The organism is Levilactobacillus sp. LN180102, assembly GCF_050106635.1.
GTDB lineage: Bacteria > Bacillota > Bacilli > Lactobacillales > Lactobacillaceae > Levilactobacillus > Levilactobacillus brevis.
In genome coordinates this window covers 151,951-170,669 of record NZ_JBNIIX010000002.1, presented here as the reverse complement: position 1 = coordinate 170,669, position 18,719 = coordinate 151,951, and the positions used below count along the sequence as shown (strand labels likewise).

The following is an 18,719-nucleotide window of genomic DNA, read 5'->3' as shown; positions in this document are numbered from 1 at the left end:
TAAGTTTTCCATGTCAGAATATAAAATTGCAGTTGTGAACTCAAGTAGTTTTGGTCAAGTGTTCAAGGAACATTGGCAAGAATTGGAACAAATCGGTGAAGTGAAGCGGTTCATGTTGCCAACCGACATTGATGGTAAGACATTAGCCGAAACACTTCATGGCTACAACATTATCATTGCTTCAGTGACCCCAATGTTTAATCAAGAATTCTTCGATAACAAGGATGACTTGCTACTGATTTCTCGTCACGGTATTGGCTTCAACAACGTTGACGTGAAAGCAGCCAAAGCCCACGGGACGTTGGTAACTATCGTGCCACAATTGGTTGAACGGGACTCCGTCGCTGAAAATGAACTGGTTAACCTGTTAACCATGGTTCGGCGTACGGTACCGGCTGCTGAACGTGAACGAGCTGGCCGTTACGAAGATCGGGCCGAATTCATGGGGAATGAATTGAGCGGTAAGACCTTTGGGGTGATTGGTTGTGGGAATATTGGTAGCCGAGTGGCTGAACTATTCAGTGTCTTTGGCGGGCAAGTCTTCATTGCTGATCCAGATCCTAAGGCACCAGCTGGCTGGTTGAAGAATCACAACGTGCAACACGTTGACTTGGATACGCTCTTAAAGAACTGTGACTATGTTTCTTTGAATGCCTCCTTAAACGATGGTGATTACCACTTGATCAACGCTGATAAAGTTGCTTTGATGAAGGATGGCGCTTACCTATGCAACAACGGTCGGGGCGCTTTGATTGATGAAGATGCCGTCTTGGCTGGGGTTGAATCTGGTAAGTTGGCTGGTTACGCTGCCGATGCTGTTGAAGTTGAACCCGTTCCCGCTGACCACCCATTCTTGAAAAATGACCGTATCTTATTAACCCCACATACCTCTGCTTACACTTACGAATGCTTGCATGGTATGGGTGAAAAGTGCGTGAGTGATGTGAAGAACGTTATTGCTGATAAGCCATTGGTTCGTGAATTAACAAGTACTTTAGCCTAACGATGAGTTTAAACAGAACCATGTGCGCGTGAATTGACACGTGGTTTTGTTTAGCTAATCAAGCGGGTATGACTGAAAGAAAGCTGGGAAACGAAATGGACTACTTAATTGGAATTGATGTTGGAACGACGAGTACGAAAGCAGTTTTGTACAATACAGATGGAGATATATTTGGTTACGCAAACAAGCTCTACCCCTTGATTCAAGAAAATGCGGATATGGCAGAAGAGGATCCAAACGTCATCTTCCAAGCCACAATTGACGCTTTGGCTGAAGTTACAGCGAAGGCTGATCAAACGCAAGGGAAGATTTTAGGGGTTTCTTGGTCGACCCAACAACATAGTTTAATTGGGTTGGACAAGGACCATCAACCAACGACGAACACCATCACTTGGGCGGACAATCGGGCGGAAAAGTACGCCTCACAAATGGCCGCAGATGGTAGCGGCTTGGCCTTGTACAAGCGGACGGGGTTACCAACGCATCCAATGGGTCCGGTCTACAAGATCTTATGGCTGAAGAATGATCATCCAGAGATTTACAAGAAGACGCGTTACTGGGTTGGCTTGAAGGAATACCTGTTGTATCGCTACTTTGGTCAGTTGAAACAAGAATACAACATGGCCGCAACGACTGGGTTGTTTAACATCCACCAGATGGATTGGGACGAAGAATCCATGAAGCTAGTGGGAATTACCCGTGATCAATTACCAGAATTAGTTGATGCAACTCATCAACTGACGGGCATGAATCCAGACTACGCTAAACAAATTGGCTTCCCAGCCGATACGCCATTCATTATGGGCGGAACGGACGGTTCATTGTCTGAAATCGGCTTAGGGGCAATTAATAATGGTGAAGTTGCTGTGACAATTGGGACATCCGGTGCTGTACGGACGTTCGTTGACAAGCCACAAATCGATCCCAAGGGACGGATTTTCTGTTATCCCGTTATGCAAGGCAAGTGGATCATTGGTGGCCCCGTCAATAACGGTGGGATTGTCTTCCGGTGGGTTCGCGATCAATTATTTGCACCGGAAAAAGTGATGGCCAAGGAATTGGGTGAAGACCCATACGATGTATTGACATCAATTGCTAAACAAGTTCCTGCTGGCTCCGACGGCTTAATTTTCCATCCATTCTTGGGTGGCGAGCGGGCCCCTATTTGGGACGGTAATGCGCGGGCTTCATTCTTCGGCTTGACGCGGCAACATTCACGGGCTCACATGGTTCGTGCGGCCCTAGAAGGCATTGTGTATAACCTTTACACCGTTGAACTGGCACTGAAGGAAGCAACCGGAGAACCAACTGAAATCCGTGCAGCGGGCGGCTTCGCCCGGTCACCCCTGTGGCGGCAGATGTTGGCCGATATTTTCGAAGAACCCGTTACGATTCCGGAAGCCTTTGAAAGTGGTTGTTTAGGGGCAATGGTCATTGCCCAAATCAGCTTGGGACTGGCAGATGACTTGTCAGTGGTTAACAAATTTATTGGCAAGAAGAACACCTACCAGCCTGATCCCAAGACCTTTGAAAACTATCGTGAAATTATGCCAATTTATATTCGTTTGGGACGGAAGCTACAGAGCGAATACAGTGCCATTGCGGAATACCAGCGTAAGCGGGAACCGAAGGAATAAAGCAATTTTTAATGACTTGTTCGTTGCTTAATTGAGGTGATGGCTGTCTGCCCTCTGGCTGCGGCAAATGAGCTGGAACGTACCGGACACGACTTTAAGTCAAGTAGCCCGCTTGTCTTAAAGTCTGGTCTTATCCTACTAAGGATAACGACGGTACTGAGCCCATTTGCCGCTTTTTGTTGGGCTAGTGTGGCATGGCCACGCTAGTTAATGATTATTGCTGCAGAAACGTTGGATAGTGTTAGTTTGAACTTTGGCTATTGTTAAGGTGATAATTATCCGTGGCTGTAACTGATTTTAACTAGTTTTGGCCCGAAAGCTAGGCTCATCCATAAATGTAGCCCAGCCAGGTCAAACGATGACTAACCATAAATTGAGTTCAAATCAGCCATAAATAAAACTTTTGTAATTTTTTTACGGTTTTACCTTGATATATGTAAATTTTTTTCATATAATAAAAACCGAGCTAGTATATCACAATTTTTAACCACAGGAAGGAACGCATACAATGAAAATTGGATTAGTTGGATTAGGCAAGATGGGTATCAACTTAGCACAAAACATGATGGATCACGGCCACGAGGTTGTTGGTTTTGACTTGAACAAGGACTTTGTCGACCAAGCAGCAGGTTTTGGTGCCGAAACGGCCACATCTTTGGATGACGTTTTAAGCAAATTACCATCACCAAAGATTGTTTGGTTGATGCTCCCAGCTGGTAAGCCAACTGAATCAACGATTGATACGTTGGTTGGTAGCTTGAGCGCCGGCGACTACATCGTTGACGGTGGGAACTCATTCTGGAAGAACTCCGTTGAAGATGCTAAGAAGGCCGAAGCAGTTGGCATCAACTTCTTTGACTGTGGGACTTCTGGTGGTCAATCTGGTGCCCGTGCTGATGGTAACTTCATGATCGGTGGGACCAGTGCTGAAGCCTTTAACGCTGCTTTGAAGCCTGTCTTCGAAGGTATCGCTCAAGAAAATGGTTACCTCTACACCGGTGCTGCTGGTTCAGGTCACTACTTGAAGATGGTGCACAACGGTGTTGAATACGGGATGATGGAAGCTATCGGTGAAGGTTTCGATGTCTTGGCACACAGCCAATTTGACTACGATAACGAAGCCGTTGCTCGTCTGTGGAACTCTGGTTCTGTGGTTCGTTCATGGCTCATGGAATTGGCTCAAGAAGCCTTTGCTAACGACGCTAACTTGGACGAAATCAAAGGGACGATGCACAGTTCTGGCGAAGGTAAGTGGACGTTGGAAGAATCTTTGGACCAACAAATCCCAGTACCAGTTATCGCTTTATCCTTGATGATGCGTTACCGTTCTATGGAAAACGATACGTTTACGGGTAAGGTTGTTTCTGCTATGCGTCACGGTTTCGGTGGCCACGCAGTTGACAAGGCTTAATTTAAACAAATTTTGATTATAACGAAGGGCGGTACTATATTTAGTACGGCCCTTTTTTCTTGGATTAAAGATGATCTGCTTTGTGCTAGAATAATGGTTAAATATTTAGGGGAAATCCCTAGTGAAGGACTGGTAGTGACCAATGCAACTAACAAATAATATGCGCAGCGAGGCTTACAACGAAATTCGTTATCGCATCATGCACAATAAATATACGCCGGGTCAAAAGGTGTCGGAAAAGGTGATCTCAGATGAGCTGGGAATTGGACGAACACCAGTCCGAGAGGCCATTATTCGTATCGAACGGGATGGCTTGATTGATGTCATTCCGCAAAGTGGCACGTACATTTCAAAAATTGATATGAATACCGCTAATAATGCGCGTTTCGTCCGGCAGATTATGGAAGGCGAAATTATGTTGGAGGCAACTGGGCGAATGACGGATGCCTTCTATCAAGAACTACAAGCGAATATGGCTGAACAGGAACGGGTGGTTCAAAAACGCGATCCCGATGCTTTTTTTGATGCAGATGAAGCGTTTCATAAACTCTTCTATATGGCCGCCGATCGCGAAGAGATTTGGAACTGGTTACAGACGATTAATACGCAACTGAACCGGTTTCGGTGGATTCGATTGAAAGTCAGTGATTTGAATTGGGCCACGCTCTTAAATCAACACCGCGATATTTTGAAGGCCGTTCATGATCGCAACCTAGACGATGTCCGGTTTGAAATTACCGCTCATTTACGACTAATGTTAAGCGAACGGAAGTATTTGTTGAGTCGTTTTCCAGATTATTTTATGAACGTTAGTGATGAGGACTTAGCGGGTATCCAAGCGTAGCCGCGTAGTGATAAGAAAGAGGTTAAATAATCATGGAAATGGGATTTCGCTGGTATGGCAGTCAGAATGATCAGATCCACTTGGCAGATATTCGTCAAATACCCGGTGTCCGCCAAGTCGTCGGGGCCCTGTTTGATATTCCAGTGGGCGAGGTGTGGCCTGAGGACCAGATTATCCGGCTCAAGCACCAAATTGAGGCGGCTGGGCTAAAATTTACAGTGGTCGAATCGGTTAATATTCATGATGATATCAAGATTGGTTTACCCAGTCGTGATCGATATATTGAAAATTATCAGCAGACGATTCGCAACCTGGCAGCCGCGGGTGTCCGCACAATTTGTTATAATTTTATGCCGATTTTTGACTGGGTCCGAACGAATCTGCACTTTTCCTTGGCCGATGGGTCGCAGGCGTTGGCCTTTGAACACCGGCAGGTGCAACGCCAACCGCAAGACATCATTCATGAGATTGAAAATAACGCGAACGGCTTTGTTCTACCTGGATGGGAGCCGGAGCGACTGGCACAAGTTCAACAGCTTTTTGATGCGTATGCGGGGGTCGATGAGACCCAATTAGCAGCTAATCTTAACTACTTTTTGGACGCGATTATTCCCGTGTGCGAGGAATGCCATGTTCAAATGGCCTTGCATCCGGATGATCCACCACGGGAATTATTTGGGTTACCGCGGATCTATAAGAATCTCGCGGATATGAACCGAATCGTTGCGATGAACCCCTCAACAGCTAATGGTTTTACCATCTGTACCGGTAGTTTGGGTGAAAACCCGCAAAACGATGTTCCAGCAATCATTCGTGAGTTTGTTCCTCAAGGGCGAGTGCCTTTTGTACATGCGCGGAATATTAAGTTCATGAGTGATCAGGGTGATTTTCATGAGTCGGCGCACCTATCATCGATGGGCTCGCTAGATATGTTTGCGATTATGCAGGCCTTACATGAGACTGGATTCTCGGGTGTTATTCGACCGGATCATGGACGGGATATTTGGCACGAAAGTGGTCGGCCCGGATATGGGTTGTACGATCGGGCACTGGGAATTACTTACTTGAATGGTTTATGGGAAGCCTTAGAAAAGCAGGCGTGATTTTGCATTCATTGCTAAAAAGGTCTATTCTATAACAACTAAAATATGCGGGTATCCTAAGAGGGGGAGACGAGATGACGGAAGTAACGATTCGTACGATTGCACAGCGCGCCAACGTTTCACACACAACGGTTTCGCGTGCACTCAACGATAGTCCATTGGTGAAAGAAGAAACGAAACGCAAGATTAGACAATTAGCGGATGAATTGGGCTATGTTCCGAATTTAAATGCTAAGGGCTTGGTTGAAAACCGGTCGTTTTTAATTGGGATCTTTTTTTCGGAACTAGATACGGGGACGTCACCGAGTTTCTTGGTAGACGTGATTAACCGGGCCAAAGTGGCTTTGCCAGCAGGTTATTCGTTGTCATTAGATAGTATTGAATCTTTGAGCAAAAGTAGTGGTATCTCTCGTCATCAATACGATGGTGCCATTGTGGTTAGTCAGTCGCGGCACGATGATGCGTTCATTGAGATGCTGATCAAACAAGGATTGCCGGTGGTGGTGCTAAACCGTGAGATTGATCGCCAAGATGTTCCCAACTTTGCGACTAATGACTACTTGGGAACTGAAAAGATTCTGGAATATGCCATTCGCATGGGCCATCAGACATTTGGGATTATTCAAGGGGCAACGGACTTCGTTTCGGCGGCCGATCGACAGCAAGCATTTGAGGACGTCGTTAGAACGCATCAGGTGACGGTTAAGCCCGAATGGCGCAAGCGGGGGACCTACTTACCAGATAGTGGCTACGAGGCCATGCGGGCGATTCTAGGGGCCTCCACGGTGCCAACTTGTATCTTTGCGGCTAATGATGATATGGCGGTCGGGGCCATGCGCGCTTGTCAGGACCTCGGCTATAGTATTCCTGGCGACATTTCAATTATTGGGTACGATGACATGAGTTATGCTAAATATTTGATTCCCCGATTGACGACTGTCCGAAAACCAACTGACAGTATCGTCAAGGATGGCGTGGCGGCTTTGACCCAATTATTGGATGACAGTGCAGAAAAAGTGACGAAAAAAATTATCGTCCCAACCTTGATTGTCCGGGATTCTGTGAAGGATTTAAGAAATTAAATCCTTTTTTTTGCAAAAAAATGTTAACGTGTGCAGAACTTTGTGATAAGATAATCATTGTTAGATGGAAAGCGCTTACTAAGGCGTTTAAGTAGAACATCGTGTTTTGGTGGTTCACGGCGTTCTACGGCTTATCAGCGATGCTGATGGGTTACATATCGTTATTTTTGTTACCGTGTGTATTCTGTTGGAACCGCTTTGTATTTGGCTGTTGATAATTTTAGGAGGTGCTCGAATGAGTGAGAATGCAGCAACAAATCCTCATCCAGAAGCAGACGTAAGTACACAAGATGAGGCCATGATTAATGACTCGTCTAAGCAGATCCCCACTCGTGAAAAGATCGCCTATGGTTTTGGTGATTTTGGGAACGGGTTCATGTTTGACTTAGGTCAGGCTTACTTGACTAAGTTCTGGATTGACGCCTGTGGTATTGGTGCAGGGGCTGTTGCCGGAATCTTTGCTTTCACCAAGATCTTTGATGCCTTCATGGATCCCATTGCCGGATCGGTGATTGATAATCGTAAGAAGATTGGGAAGCAAGGTAAGTTCCGACCCGTCATGATGATTTCTGCAATTATCTTAGGGATCATGACGGTGGTCACGTTCACCATGCCAAGTGGCTTGAGTGGAACGCAGAAGATCATTTATGCTTATGCAGCTTACATGATCTGGGGACTGGTTTACTCGTTTACCAATGACCCGTATGGTTCGTTGGCATCCGTCATGTCTCGGAATTCGCAAGACCGGAGTTTCATGGCAACTTCTCGTCAAGTTGGTTCGGTCGGCGCGCAATTCATCGCTGGGGTTGCCTTTATCCCATTGATGGGAATGATTGCCAATGGGAATACTGGTGTTAAGGAAGAACACGGGTATTTCTGGGCCGCTGCTGTCTTTGCGGTTATCGGGGTCTTGATGTTTGCCGTTTGTTTCTTAGGGACTAAGGAGAACGTCAAAGTTCACCGGAATACCGGTGAGAGTGCCAAAAAGGAAGGTTTCAAAGATTACATCCGCGTTATCTTCAAGAACGGTCCACTGGGTGCTTTGATTCTGATGACTTTGTTTACCATTTCTGCCATGAACACCAACAACCAAATGATGGTGTTCTACGCACAATACAACTTAGGTAATATTGGCTTGCAGCCAATTGTTAACGCTATCATGATGGGCTGCTCCATCGTTGGGGTCTTCATGATTCCAACGTTGACTAAGCACTTTGGTCAAAAGCGGACGGCAATGTGGAGCTTCGTTATCGGGGCCGCCGCTAACATCTTGAACTACTTCTTACCATCCAATGTGATTACATTCGTTGTCTTGGTAACGATTGGTTACACAGCGCTAGCTATTCCAAACGGGATTACGTGGGCCATGGTGTCTAATGCGATTGATTATGGTGAATGGCGTTCCGGTGTCCGAAAAGAGGCCATTACCTACGCCGCATTTAACTTCTCACGGAAGTTAGCACAGTCCTTAGCTGCTTTGGTTAGTGCCGGTGTTTTGGCCTTAACGGGTTACGTGGCCAACGCTAAGCAAACACCAGAAGCTTTGAATGGGATTAAAGCAGCGATGACGCTGTACCCAGGAATTTGTTTGTTAGTCGCCGCAGTTGTCATTGGTTTCTTATACAAACTGGATGACAAGAACTTTGCTAAAGTCGCTGATGATTTGGATCATGGTCGTTGGGAACACGGCAAGATTGGTGGCAACCTTAAATAATTAGGTCTTATGTTTCTTAAAAATGGTTTAGATAACTATATTGGAGGCAATATTGATGGATTTACAAAAATTAGTTTCAGACGTTTATGAAATTATCGACGCACAAGGTAACTACGATAACTTATCAGACAAGGAAGTTTATGCCCCTTCTATTCAAGTAGAACGGCGCAATGTTTACTTCATTTTGCACGAAACCCAAAACAAGCAAACGGTTAAAACGTTAGTGGTCTACGAAGATCGTGATGACGCCAAGGAATTTGACGCTAAGGATAGTATCCAAGATGCTAACAAGACGTTGATCATTGGTGACTTAAACGAAACCAACTGGCACGCTTTAGCTAAGCGCTTTGCTTGGATCAAGCCAACCTCTCGTCATGGTTACAAGTACACCTTTGGTTTAGGTGACCGGTTAGGTAATGCTTCTAACGCTCATTTACGCTTATTCAAGGGCCGTGGGATTGTGCCAGTCTTAGCCCAACAATCCATTCGTGAATTACTTTTGATGAACCGGACCGAAACGGACGTCTTATTAGATGCCGGCTGGTCAGTCTTTGAAGAAGGTTATACGGACGGCTGGGTTGACGATGGTGACCACGTTAAGAACCCACACGAAGTGGACTATGCGGTTAAAGCTGGTTGCACCATGATTACCTTGGATGCGACTGAAAAGATCCACAACGAAGTTGCCGACTTCTCTGATGAAGAGTTGGATGCGAAGTACAACGCCTTAAACAAGGACTTGGTTGACCGTTTCAACGAAACTTATTTAGACAAGACATTCCAAATCAGCGACGATGCTGCGGTTCACTTCTCCAAGCGTGACCTGGAAGAATCTGTTTTGATCTTCTTCGGTGCCGTTAAATATGCCATCTTTATCTACCACAAGTTCATTGTTCCTTACAACTTGGACTTTGAGATCTCCATGGATGAAACGATTGTGCCAACGACACCAGCTAACCACTACTTCTTTGCGAATGAATTGAACCGTGAAGGCATCACGCCAGAAACGTTGGCCCCTAAGTTCTATGGTGAATTCCAAAAAGCTATTGATTACATTGGTGACGTTAAGCGCTTTGAAGACGAATACGTGGTTCACGAAGCTATCGCCGAACACTTTGGTTACAAGTTGAGTATCCACTCTGGTTCCGATAAGCTGTCTGTTTATGAAATCATTGGTCGTTTGTCCAAGAAGCATGGCTGGCACGTTAAGACTGCCGGAACGAACTGGTTGGAAGCATTGCGGGTAATTGCCCACGTTGATCCTAAGTTCATGGTTGAAATGTACAAGTTTGCTTATGAAAACTTGGATGATGTGGCTTCCTTCTATGTCTTCAATGCCCAAACGGATGGTAAGGCACCTAAGCCAGAAACCATTAACGAAGGCAATGTTATGACTTTGCTGGAAGGCGACGACTCACGTCAGGTTCTGCACACCATGTATGGCTCACTCTTAAATGCGCAAAAGAGTTACGAATACGTTTACCGTGATAAGTTCTTCAAGATCTTGAAAGAAAACCAAGACTTGTATGACAAGTACCTGAACATTCACATCGCCGAACATCTCGACTTACTCCAAGGCTTAGCCAAGACGAAGGAAGAAGTTCAAGCGAAGTACGAACCAAAAATCAACGAATAATCACGATGATTCTTCATTAATTAAGGAGGACAAGACTAATGGACTTGCTGGACAACGATTTCTTACTCGGAAACGACATGGCCAAGAAGCTGTTCCACGATTACGCACAAAACATGCCAATCATTGACTTCCATTGCCATTTGAACCCAGAAGAAATCTATGAAAACAAGAACTACGAAAACATCACCAAAATTTGGCTAAACGAAGGCACTTATGGTGACCACTACAAGTGGCGCTTGATGCGGGCCAATGGTGTTCCAGAGAAGTTGATCACCGGTGACGGCGACGACTATGATAAATTCATGGCTTGGGCTGAAACGATTGAAAAGTCCATGGGGAACCCACTATACGAGTGGACCCATTTGGAATTGAAACGCTTCTTCCACATTGATGAAGTCTTCAGTCGCAAGACTGCGCCAGAAATTTGGAAAAAGGCCAACGCCTTACTTCAAACGGAAGACTTCAAGCCACGTAACTTAATCAAGAACTCTAACGTCAAGGCTGTTTGCACGACGGATGACCCAGCGTCTGACTTGCATTACCACAAGGAAATCAAGAAGGACGAAGCGGAAAATGGTTTCCGGACATTACCAGCGATGCGGCCTGACAAGTTGATCCAAATCGATCGGGACGGCTTTGCGGCTTACCTGAAAGAATTAGGTGATATTTCCGGTGTTCAAATCAGTTCGTTCAAGGACATTATTAAAGCCTTGCACCAACGCTTTACCTTCTTTAATGAGATGGGTGGCCGGCTGTCTGACCATTCGCTGTTGACTTATCACTTCGTTGAAGCCACAGATAGTGAGTTGGATGCCATCGTTAACAAGGGGGTTAACAACGAAGACTTAACCCCTAAGGAACTGGACCAATACATTACGATGTTATTGGAAAACCTGATGAAGTTAAACAAGGAATTCGATTGGACCATGCAGTTCCACGTGAACTCCATCCGGGACTTGAACCGGCCAATGTTTGACAAGTTAGGTGCTGATACGGGTTACGATGCCGTTGGGACCCAACCAGACATCGCGGGTGAACTGCAAAAGCTGTACACCAAGATGCGTAGCAGTAACGATATTCCAAAGAGTATCTTCTACTCCTTGAATGATAATGACTGGATGCAATTGGCAACGATGATGGGAGCCTTCCAAGAAGGCGGCCAACAACGGTTACAATTGGGTGCCGGTTGGTGGTTCAATGATACTGCTGAAGGTATGGACAACCAGTTACGAATCTTCGCACAAGAAAGCTTGTTACCAAACTTTGTTGGGATGTTGACAGATTCTCGAAGCTTCCTGTCTTACCCACGTCACGAATACTTCCGTCGGGTGCTTTGCAACTTCTACGGTAAGTTAGCCGAACAAGGGCGTGTACCAAACGATGAAGCAGCGTTGGGTCAAATTGTTCAAGATATTTCTTACAACAATGCTTATAAGTTCTTCGGTTTCTTCCCAGACAAGACACCGGACGAATTATTTAAGACGACCGCCAAGGCTTAATTGGTGATTGCATGAAGGCATTGTCTAGCCACAGCCGGTGAGCTTGGTTGGACGATACCTTTTTTGGATTAAAAATGCTGCGCCTTCCAGACGCGGGTCTCATGCGAGTCTTGGAGGCGCGCCTTCGATCCTTGAAACCCACAAGTGTTGGGCTTAAAGTCGTGTCCGGTATGTTCCAGCTCATTTACCGCGACCAAAGGGTGACCAGTTCTTTGCCCAATTTAAAACTAAACGAGTTTCATCTCAATTGAAGCCCAATTGGGGTTACTATTGAGGTAATCGGAGAAAACGCTAGAAAAGGAGTGAGTCACATGAATGATAATCCATTAAATATTTTGCACACGATCGGGCTAAAGGCCCTGTACCCGGTCATCCGCTGTCAGTTGAAATCGGCCGGTCAATTGGATGTATCACGGTTAATTCAGGCCGTTAACTTGACAGCTAAAGTGGTGCCAGAACTCTTTTGCCGCTACGAACTAGCCGATAATAGTTGGCAGCCAGTGGTCACTGACGCTTCAACACTTGTACAAGAAGTGCCAGCTGATGCGCCGTTAGATGATACGCCGGACTGGTTTACGCAACCCCAGCTCAGAGTTCAGGTGCAGGCAACATCTTCGGGAACTACACTAACGTTGACGATCAGTCATATTTTGACCGATGGGAGTGGATTTAAACAATACCTTTATCTCTTAAGCGATTGCTATAATCGTGGCCCAGTAGCCATTACGGGTGTGAAAAATGTGGTCGAGTTGAGCTGGTTAAAAGAACTGTTGGCCAGTCACTCCGCACCGCAAACGGGGAATGTGGATCACCCCGCCCAACCGTTGCAATTACCTAAGTTAGCAGCGGCTTCGACAGAACAGCAACGGCCTCAAGTTAGCGGTTTACGGCTTTCCCAACAGTTAACGCGGGACTTGATGGCAGCCACTCATGAACAGGGCGTGACGGTCAATGATGTTTTGTTAGCCACTTTTGGTAAGACCATTCAGGCCTACAATCAGGGAAATACAACCTTGGCGATCGCATGTCCAACTGATATGCGGCAAGCCATCAAGAATAATCACGATTTAAGGATTGCTAACCATACGGCTCGGTATAATCCGGTGGTAACATCGGCTAGTGATGAACCCATTGGAACAGCAGTGCAGAAGATGCATACGGAAATGACGCAGTTGAAACAGCGAGATCAATTCTTGGATTCGGTTCGGTCACTGATGGCCCAATACCAAACGCTGGGAATTCATGAACTTCAACAGATTGTTGAAGCCAACTATCACGTGCGCGAGATTGGTTACACAAATTTTGGGGTTATCGACGATCAGCGATTAGTCTTTGACCAGTTACCAGTGACCCAGTGTCTGTTAACCGGCTCATTTCGGACGGCCCCCATGTTCCAAGTGGCTTGCAGCACATTTAAAGGTGAACTGTCACTTGGATTCAATATGATTGGAACAGACGACGAAGTTCAGTTCGGTCGCGTAGTGACGACCGCTATGGTTGCTCAGATCATAGCCTTCGTTGCCCAGAGCACCACTGACGCGGTTGTTTTGTAAAAAGTATGGCAGTCTAAAAAAAGCCCCTTCGTCATTAGTCGTGACGGTGGGGCCTTTCAGTAGCTTTCATTTATTGTAGTGGTTCGATTTGCTTTTGAACCAATTCCTTGTAAGTCGTTGAAAGGGAGTGGTTGTGGTTAACTTGACTCGTGGTTGCGGCACTGGAATCAGCCCAAGCCTTAGTGGCAAAAGCACCAGAACCTAAAACAGCAACAACAGCAACGATAGCAACAACAGTTTTGAATACACGCATATTTGATAATCCCCTTTTCTGCTCTCTTGATTTGTTCACGTGAACATCGTAAGGCTTTCAGAAAAATAAGTCAAGAATATGAAAACAATTGGAAAGGGTTTCAGTTAAAAAAGTTTTGATTAACCGCTTTCGCATGTGAAAAAGTCCAATTTAGGGCCTGACTTGGCGGAAAAAGATGCGTATGATAAATAGAGAAGCGATTATAATTTCGATGAAAATGAATGAAAAGGAAGCGACTTGTTTTGTCTAATTCAACCAAAGTCACTAGTAAGGAACTGGTGGCAATTTTTGCCGTTGCCTTGATGGCCTTTGTGGGGATTCTCGTCGAAACCTCGATGAATGTGACCTTCCCCACGTTAATGAAGACGATGCACGTCTCTTTAAATCTCGTGCAGTGGATTACGACGGGATATTTGTTAACGGTAGCCTTACTGATGATTACCTCGGCCTTCTTGCATCAGCAGTTTAAAAACCGACAACTCTTTGTGGTGGGGGCCTCTTTATTTATTCTGGGCGACCTGATTTGTGCGTTCGCACCTAACTTTTGGATCTTATTATTGGGGCGGATTGTCCAGGCGGGATGTGCCGGGATTGCCATTCCGTTGATGTTTAACGTGGTCTTAGAGACGGTTCCCCGCGCCCGATTAGGTTTTTATATGGGGATGGCCGGACTGATTTTGATGATTGCCCCCGCTAGTGGTCCAACTTTTGGCGGGGTAATGGTGGCCCTCGGTAGTTGGCGTTGGATCTTTTGGTCTACGTTACCGATTGAAGCATTGATTCTAATTTTGGGGTATGGGGCGATTCGTCAAGTTAGTGACGTCCGACCGGTCCGCTTTGATTGGAAACAATTTGGCCTGCTGGCGGTGGCCTTTATTAGCTGTATGTTAGGTGTCAATAGTCTGAGTACGGCCGGCTGGCTGAGTTGGCAGTTCCTAGGGGGGGTACTCTTAGCCATCGTTGCCATTCTGAGCTATGTGCAAGTTGCCAAACGGAGTGCGCAACCACTATTGAAACTGGAAATATTTAAAAATCCGGTTTTCACCTACAGTTTCTTTGCGTATGTGAGTCTGCAATTTTGTAATATAGGGATCAACTTTGCCTTACCGAATTACGCGCAAATCGTGGTGGGCGCTGGCTCACTGATTGGTGGTTTAATGCTGCTACCAGGAAGCTTAATTACAGCGGTTTGCCAGCCGTGGTTTGGCCATTTGCTAGACGCCCATGGTGCTCGGCTTCCCATTTTGTTGGGAAACAGTCTATTTGTGCTGGCGGCGCTTGGTTTTACGCTGATGGGCCAGCACCTGAGTGTGATCATTATCGCGGTACTGTACATTGTCTTTAGTATTGGTCGCTCGATGGCATTTAGTAACACCATGACGAACGGGTTAAAAGAAGTGACCATCCAGCAACGTGCGGATGCCAATGCGATTTATAACACGGGGCAGCAATTTGCGGGATCACTGGGGACAACCATTTTAGCGGCCTTGATGTCGTCGGTTAAGAATGGGCAAATGTCTTATGCCCATGAAACGGCGGTGGGGAGTCAACTGGCATTTGGTTTAATCTTAGTCTTGGGCCTGTTGAACTTTATTCTCTATACGATTGTTTTTCGGTATCAAACGACGGATAAGTAACTTGTCTTTGGGTAAACGTTTTGGAAAAGTGATCACCATAAATAAGGGTTCAGGACAAATGGTTCTGAACCCTTATTTGTGGTTAATACTTTTTAAGTCGGGATACGGAAACCAGCCCCATGGCGGCACCAAAGAAGATGCTGGCAAGGCCTGTTTTGGTGAGCTGGTGCATGGACATTAGGTCGTGTCAAAAGTTAGTGCCATCAAAGACCGTGTCGATTAGAGCTATCATTAAAGATTCCAGAATGAAAAAGTATAGCGCCTGTCCCACCGACACCCAAAAGATATGCCGGTAGGCTGCGTGCCGATCCTGATAGCTGATTTCGTGGGTGGCTAAGCCTGCTTGACGGCTGGCCCAAGCGATATAGGGCAAGACCACTAATGTGAAGTAAAAAAAGTTCGTTAAGATTAGCCCCAGCAAGGCATTTTCCGGCGAACTTTCTGCCCAAAAACAGGCAACCACTGGTGCGATGAGCAAGATCGGCCAGGAAATCATGAAGGCATTGTTCCCGATCCGATTAACTTCTTGACGTTTATACTCATCAAAATTCCCCGAAATTCTGTAAAAGTGTTTCACAATTTTATCCCAAAGACTTTCTTGGTTAGTCATGGTCATTCCTCTCCGAAGTACGTTATGGCTAAAGGCGCTTTGAATCGCTATCAAACGGTTAATCTGGATAAAAAGAACCGTCATTATCAACGTAAACAGCGGGCCATCTTCAAAGTTAGCTACACAGATTATTCACGTAACACGAGTAATCGCCTGACGGGCGTTAAGCGATACAAAGTTGCTGGCGGGTATATTTCTGGTAATCCACGGTTAGTGACAAATCTGTATTACCAAGGCCGACCACACAGCCGTCAAGTTCGCGTGATTGCTCGCTCAGGTATTAGGGGCTATCAGCATCAGAATCTGACGGGCCGATCTTATAAGATTCCCAAAGGAAAAGTGTTAAAAATTCGGCGGATAATTGTTCGCAATGGTTTGGTCAATCGTTATCAATTAACCAATGGCCATTACATTACCGCCAACAAAACGTTCGTAAAAACGAAATAGCATAACTTAAACAGGCCATTAAACTGTCAGCGTTTAATGGCCTGTTTTTTGCGTGCTAATGATCTTTAATCTGTAAGGCTAATCGGACTAGAAGGTTGGTGATCAGTGAGACCAGTAACGCATAACTCAAGACAACAGCGAGTAGGATCATGGCCGCCGTAACGATTTTAAGAAATGCCGCCACGTGGTTAAGCATGGTTAAGCCAACCGTTAGGATCGTAACCAGTGTAACAAAACCAATGAAGCCAATCCGTGAGTTAGCAAAGTCAGCGGTACTCAGATCAAAGCCGCCAACGCTAATATTTAGCGATAAAACCAACATCAGGGTCCACCGTAAACCGGCATGAGTATCACCACCGAGTGCTTGACGAAATCCGACCCAGTCAAGTGCAAAGGGGTTGGCAACCAGTGTCAGCATCCCTTGAAATAGACTGGGAACCAGCACAGCCGTTAGCCCCAGTAGCACGGCCGCACAACCAAAAATTGGCGCAATGCCGATGAATAAATTACCGGTGGTTTGGTACCAATTTCGCTGATTCCATGAGTGATTGACGTAACCCAGTGCGAGATCGGGTTGACCGTCAAAGCCGGGTTGGTCGGGATGGAGGCGCTTGAGCAAGCGGACTCGGTCGATGCGATGGCCGAAGACTAGCGCTGTTACGAGGTGGCTTAGCTCGTGAAAGAAGATGCCGAGAAAGCCCAGATATAGTTCACTGTTGAGGCCAAAGCCGTTAGCTAAGAACCGTTTGGTATCCCGGTTGAGGTAGGTTAGGACGGTAATAAAGATAAACGGAATCACAATAACGTCTAATCCCACGATGCCGAGATTTTTAAAAATCAGACCTAAGTCAGTATTCATCCGTTACTCCAGTAGATCCGTAAATGTACCGTGAACGAGCGTTGCCAATTCGGTAGCATCGAGTTCTACGGAACGGCCAATTTGACCGGAGGATACCAAGATTTGTCCCTGTTCCTGAGCTGAATTGTCGAAGTAGATGGGGAAGTGGTTCTTTTCCCAAATGCCAACGGGGGTGTTGGCCCCATGCTCATAGCCAGTCGTCTTGACGAGGTCCTTGAGGGGGACCATATCAACCTTCTTGTTGCCGGAGACCTTGGCGAGCTTCTTTTCATCGAGATGCTCATCAATTGGGAGTACACCGACGACGGGGCCGGTGGTGGGACCACTGAGAACTAGGGTCTTATAAATGTGGTGTTCGTCTACTTGGTCGTGATCGACCTCCATCTGGGCGACGTCACCTTTTGTGTGGGTAGCAAATTCGTATTGCTTGTAAGGAATCTTATTTTTATCGAGAATCTGTTCGACAAGGGTCTTATGGAGCCGCTTGCCTTTCTTTTTCTTAGCCATGTTGGTCACCTTTCATATATAGATTGGACCGCACTTTAAAAATAGCTGGACCGGTTGCTTTTAGAGAAATGCAGACACCACACGTAAAACCTGCTATACTCTTAGACAGTGACACGTCAAGTTGAAAGAGTATGAGGAGATACCATGGCAGATTTAGTCTATCGACAAGTGATGCGCGACTTGAAGCAACGCATTCATCAAAATGAATTTCCCAATAAGCGTTTGCCAGATGAACGTAGTCTGAGCGAAGCCTACGGGGTTAGTCGCAGCTCGGTGAAGCGCGCCTTGAGTGTGCTTGCCAATCAAGGGATTATTTTTAAAAAACGAGGGTCCGGTACCTTCATTAACCCATTATATATGAAAAACCAAACAATTTTTCAATATGAGGGCTCAAATTTGGGAATCACGGATAGTATGAAGTCTGCTGGCAAGACGCCAGGCATTCAATTGCTACAGTTTGACGTGGTTCCAGCCAGTAAAGAAATTCAACAGGATCTTTTTTTGGAAGATGGCGATTTCGTTTATGAAATCAAGCGGCTACGGACGTTTAATGATCAGCCGTTCATGATTGAGACGGGGTACATTCCCATTAAGATTGCGCCGAATTTATCGAAGGCCACAGTCTCTGGCTCCATTTTTAACTATTTGGAGAGTCAGGGAAAGGTCGTTACCAAGTCTTTCATGTCAATTCAAGCGCAGCCCTCGACGGCAGAGGATCAGACCTTGTTACATCTAAAGCCGGTCGAACCGGTGGGCATCATGGAAGGGGTCTTCTTCCTCGATGATGGGACCCCCTTTGAAGTGTCAAACATGCGCCTCCATTACCAATATTTGAACTATAACACGTTTGTCTCTTTAGATGAAGAATAGACGTGAGAAAGGGATGATCAGGCAAATTGCCGGTCATCCCTTTAAATTAACCCT

Annotated in this window: 17 protein-coding genes; 13 read left to right on the top strand and 4 right to left on the bottom strand. The window is 45.9% G+C overall.

All coding sequences use genetic code 11. From position 1 onward, the window contains the following. Nucleotides 1–10 precede the first annotated feature (10 nt). The 10 genes from ACP4IT_RS02105 to ACP4IT_RS02060 all read left to right on the top strand — a co-directional run bounded on the left by ACP4IT_RS02105 (nt 11) and on the right by ACP4IT_RS02060 (nt 13,482). On the top strand, nt 11–1,003 hold the full coding sequence (locus ACP4IT_RS02105) for a D-isomer specific 2-hydroxyacid dehydrogenase family protein (protein ID WP_011666948.1): 993 nt from the start codon (nt 11–13) through the stop codon (nt 1,001–1,003). 95 nt (nt 1,004–1,098) lie between these two features. Further along, nucleotides 1,099–2,640 carry a gluconokinase gene (gntK, locus tag ACP4IT_RS02100; protein ID WP_011666949.1) on the top strand — a complete coding sequence of 514 codons (1,542 nt, stop codon included), beginning with the start codon at nt 1,099–1,101 and terminating at the stop codon, nt 2,638–2,640. 508 nt (nt 2,641–3,148) lie between these two features. After that, nucleotides 3,149–4,051: a phosphogluconate dehydrogenase (NAD(+)-dependent, decarboxylating) gene (gnd, locus tag ACP4IT_RS02095; protein ID WP_011666950.1), complete on the top strand. Its 903-nt coding sequence runs from the start codon at nt 3,149–3,151 to the stop codon at nt 4,049–4,051. Between the two features lie 142 nt (nt 4,052–4,193). Then, a complete protein-coding gene (locus tag ACP4IT_RS02090; RefSeq protein WP_011666951.1) occupies nt 4,194–4,895 on the top strand; it encodes a GntR family transcriptional regulator in 702 nt (233 codons plus the stop codon). A gap of 32 nt (nt 4,896–4,927) precedes the next feature. After that, nucleotides 4,928–5,998, top strand: coding sequence for a mannonate dehydratase (gene uxuA / locus ACP4IT_RS02085; protein ID WP_011666952.1), 1,071 nt, complete (start codon nt 4,928–4,930; stop codon nt 5,996–5,998). A gap of 74 nt (nt 5,999–6,072) precedes the next feature. Further along, the gene (locus tag ACP4IT_RS02080) at nt 6,073–7,080 is read left to right on the top strand and encodes a LacI family DNA-binding transcriptional regulator (protein WP_011666953.1); all 1,008 of its coding nucleotides are present in this window, start codon (nt 6,073–6,075) and stop codon (nt 7,078–7,080) included. Between the two features lie 235 nt (nt 7,081–7,315). Next, nucleotides 7,316–8,794, top strand: a complete 1,479-nt coding sequence (locus ACP4IT_RS02075; RefSeq protein WP_011666954.1) for a glycoside-pentoside-hexuronide (GPH):cation symporter — start codon at nt 7,316–7,318, stop codon at nt 8,792–8,794. Between the two features lie 55 nt (nt 8,795–8,849). Next, the gene (locus tag ACP4IT_RS02070; RefSeq protein WP_011666955.1) at nt 8,850–10,430 is read left to right on the top strand and encodes a tagaturonate epimerase family protein; all 1,581 of its coding nucleotides are present in this window, start codon (nt 8,850–8,852) and stop codon (nt 10,428–10,430) included. A gap of 38 nt (nt 10,431–10,468) precedes the next feature. Further along, on the top strand, nt 10,469–11,929 hold the full coding sequence (gene uxaC, locus ACP4IT_RS02065) for a glucuronate isomerase (protein ID WP_011666956.1): 1,461 nt from the start codon (nt 10,469–10,471) through the stop codon (nt 11,927–11,929). Nucleotides 11,930–12,240: 311 nt separating this feature from the next. Next, nucleotides 12,241–13,482 carry a hypothetical protein gene (locus tag ACP4IT_RS02060; RefSeq protein ID WP_156646247.1) on the top strand — a complete coding sequence of 414 codons (1,242 nt, stop codon included), beginning with the start codon at nt 12,241–12,243 and terminating at the stop codon, nt 13,480–13,482. Between the two features lie 70 nt (nt 13,483–13,552). On the opposite strand, the gene ACP4IT_RS02055 is transcribed toward ACP4IT_RS02060, so the two are convergent. After that, nucleotides 13,553–13,735, bottom strand: coding sequence for a hypothetical protein (locus ACP4IT_RS02055; protein WP_011666958.1), 183 nt, complete (start codon nt 13,733–13,735; stop codon nt 13,553–13,555). A gap of 221 nt (nt 13,736–13,956) precedes the next feature. Here ACP4IT_RS02055 and ACP4IT_RS02050 point away from each other — a divergent pair, with 221 nt between their 5' ends. Then, entirely contained in the window at nt 13,957–15,372 is a 1,416-nt protein-coding gene (locus ACP4IT_RS02050) for an MFS transporter (protein WP_015473084.1), read from the top strand. A 187-nt stretch (nt 15,373–15,559) separates the two neighbouring features. On the opposite strand, the gene ACP4IT_RS02045 is transcribed toward ACP4IT_RS02050, so the two are convergent. Then, nucleotides 15,560–15,982, bottom strand: coding sequence for a DUF3278 domain-containing protein (locus tag ACP4IT_RS02045; RefSeq protein ID WP_011666960.1), 423 nt, complete (start codon nt 15,980–15,982; stop codon nt 15,560–15,562). 24 nt (nt 15,983–16,006) lie between these two features. On the opposite strand from ACP4IT_RS02045, the gene ACP4IT_RS02040 reads away from it, so the two are divergent. After that, a complete protein-coding gene (locus ACP4IT_RS02040; RefSeq protein ID WP_024855263.1) occupies nt 16,007–16,429 on the top strand; it encodes a DUF5776 domain-containing protein in 423 nt (140 codons plus the stop codon). A 55-nt stretch (nt 16,430–16,484) separates the two neighbouring features. Here ACP4IT_RS02040 and ACP4IT_RS02035 read toward each other — a convergent pair whose 3' ends face one another. Both ACP4IT_RS02035 and ybaK read right to left on the bottom strand, forming a co-directional pair. Then, a complete protein-coding gene (locus ACP4IT_RS02035; protein WP_011666961.1) occupies nt 16,485–17,288 on the bottom strand; it encodes a hypothetical protein in 804 nt (267 codons plus the stop codon). A 3-nt stretch (nt 17,289–17,291) separates the two neighbouring features. Further along, nucleotides 17,292–17,795, bottom strand: coding sequence for a Cys-tRNA(Pro) deacylase (gene ybaK, locus ACP4IT_RS02030; protein WP_011666962.1), 504 nt, complete (start codon nt 17,793–17,795; stop codon nt 17,292–17,294). 144 nt (nt 17,796–17,939) lie between these two features. Here ybaK and ACP4IT_RS02025 point away from each other — a divergent pair, with 144 nt between their 5' ends. Further along, the gene (locus ACP4IT_RS02025) at nt 17,940–18,665 is read left to right on the top strand and encodes a GntR family transcriptional regulator (RefSeq protein ID WP_011666963.1); all 726 of its coding nucleotides are present in this window, start codon (nt 17,940–17,942) and stop codon (nt 18,663–18,665) included. Nucleotides 18,666–18,719: the final 54 nt, after the last annotated feature.

Bases quoted from the DNA above. Each gene is read 5' to 3' on its own strand.
- ACP4IT_RS02060 (WP_156646247.1), top strand. From the start codon at position 12,241: ATGAATGATAATCCATTAAATATTTTGCACACGATCGGGCTAAAGGCC.
- ACP4IT_RS02050 (WP_015473084.1), top strand. From the start codon at position 13,957: ATGAAAAGGAAGCGACTTGTTTTGTCTAATTCAACCAAAGTCACTAGT.
- gntK (WP_011666949.1), top strand. From the start codon at position 1,099: ATGGACTACTTAATTGGAATTGATGTTGGAACGACGAGTACGAAAGCA.
- ACP4IT_RS02080 (WP_011666953.1), top strand. From the start codon at position 6,073: ATGACGGAAGTAACGATTCGTACGATTGCACAGCGCGCCAACGTTTCA.
- gnd (WP_011666950.1), top strand. From the start codon at position 3,149: ATGAAAATTGGATTAGTTGGATTAGGCAAGATGGGTATCAACTTAGCA.
- ACP4IT_RS02045 (WP_011666960.1), bottom strand. From the start codon at position 15,982: ATGACTAACCAAGAAAGTCTTTGGGATAAAATTGTGAAACACTTTTAC.
- ACP4IT_RS02105 (WP_011666948.1), top strand. From the start codon at position 11: ATGTCAGAATATAAAATTGCAGTTGTGAACTCAAGTAGTTTTGGTCAA.
- ACP4IT_RS02090 (WP_011666951.1), top strand. From the start codon at position 4,194: ATGCAACTAACAAATAATATGCGCAGCGAGGCTTACAACGAAATTCGT.
- ACP4IT_RS02040 (WP_024855263.1), top strand. From the start codon at position 16,007: ATGGCTAAAGGCGCTTTGAATCGCTATCAAACGGTTAATCTGGATAAA.
- uxuA (WP_011666952.1), top strand. From the start codon at position 4,928: ATGGAAATGGGATTTCGCTGGTATGGCAGTCAGAATGATCAGATCCAC.
- uxaC (WP_011666956.1), top strand. From the start codon at position 10,469: ATGGACTTGCTGGACAACGATTTCTTACTCGGAAACGACATGGCCAAG.
- ACP4IT_RS02055 (WP_011666958.1), bottom strand. From the start codon at position 13,735: ATGCGTGTATTCAAAACTGTTGTTGCTATCGTTGCTGTTGTTGCTGTT.
- ACP4IT_RS02025 (WP_011666963.1), top strand. From the start codon at position 17,940: ATGGCAGATTTAGTCTATCGACAAGTGATGCGCGACTTGAAGCAACGC.
- ACP4IT_RS02070 (WP_011666955.1), top strand. From the start codon at position 8,850: ATGGATTTACAAAAATTAGTTTCAGACGTTTATGAAATTATCGACGCA.
- ACP4IT_RS02035 (WP_011666961.1), bottom strand. From the start codon at position 17,288: ATGAATACTGACTTAGGTCTGATTTTTAAAAATCTCGGCATCGTGGGA.
- ybaK (WP_011666962.1), bottom strand. From the start codon at position 17,795: ATGGCTAAGAAAAAGAAAGGCAAGCGGCTCCATAAGACCCTTGTCGAA.
- ACP4IT_RS02075 (WP_011666954.1), top strand. From the start codon at position 7,316: ATGAGTGAGAATGCAGCAACAAATCCTCATCCAGAAGCAGACGTAAGT.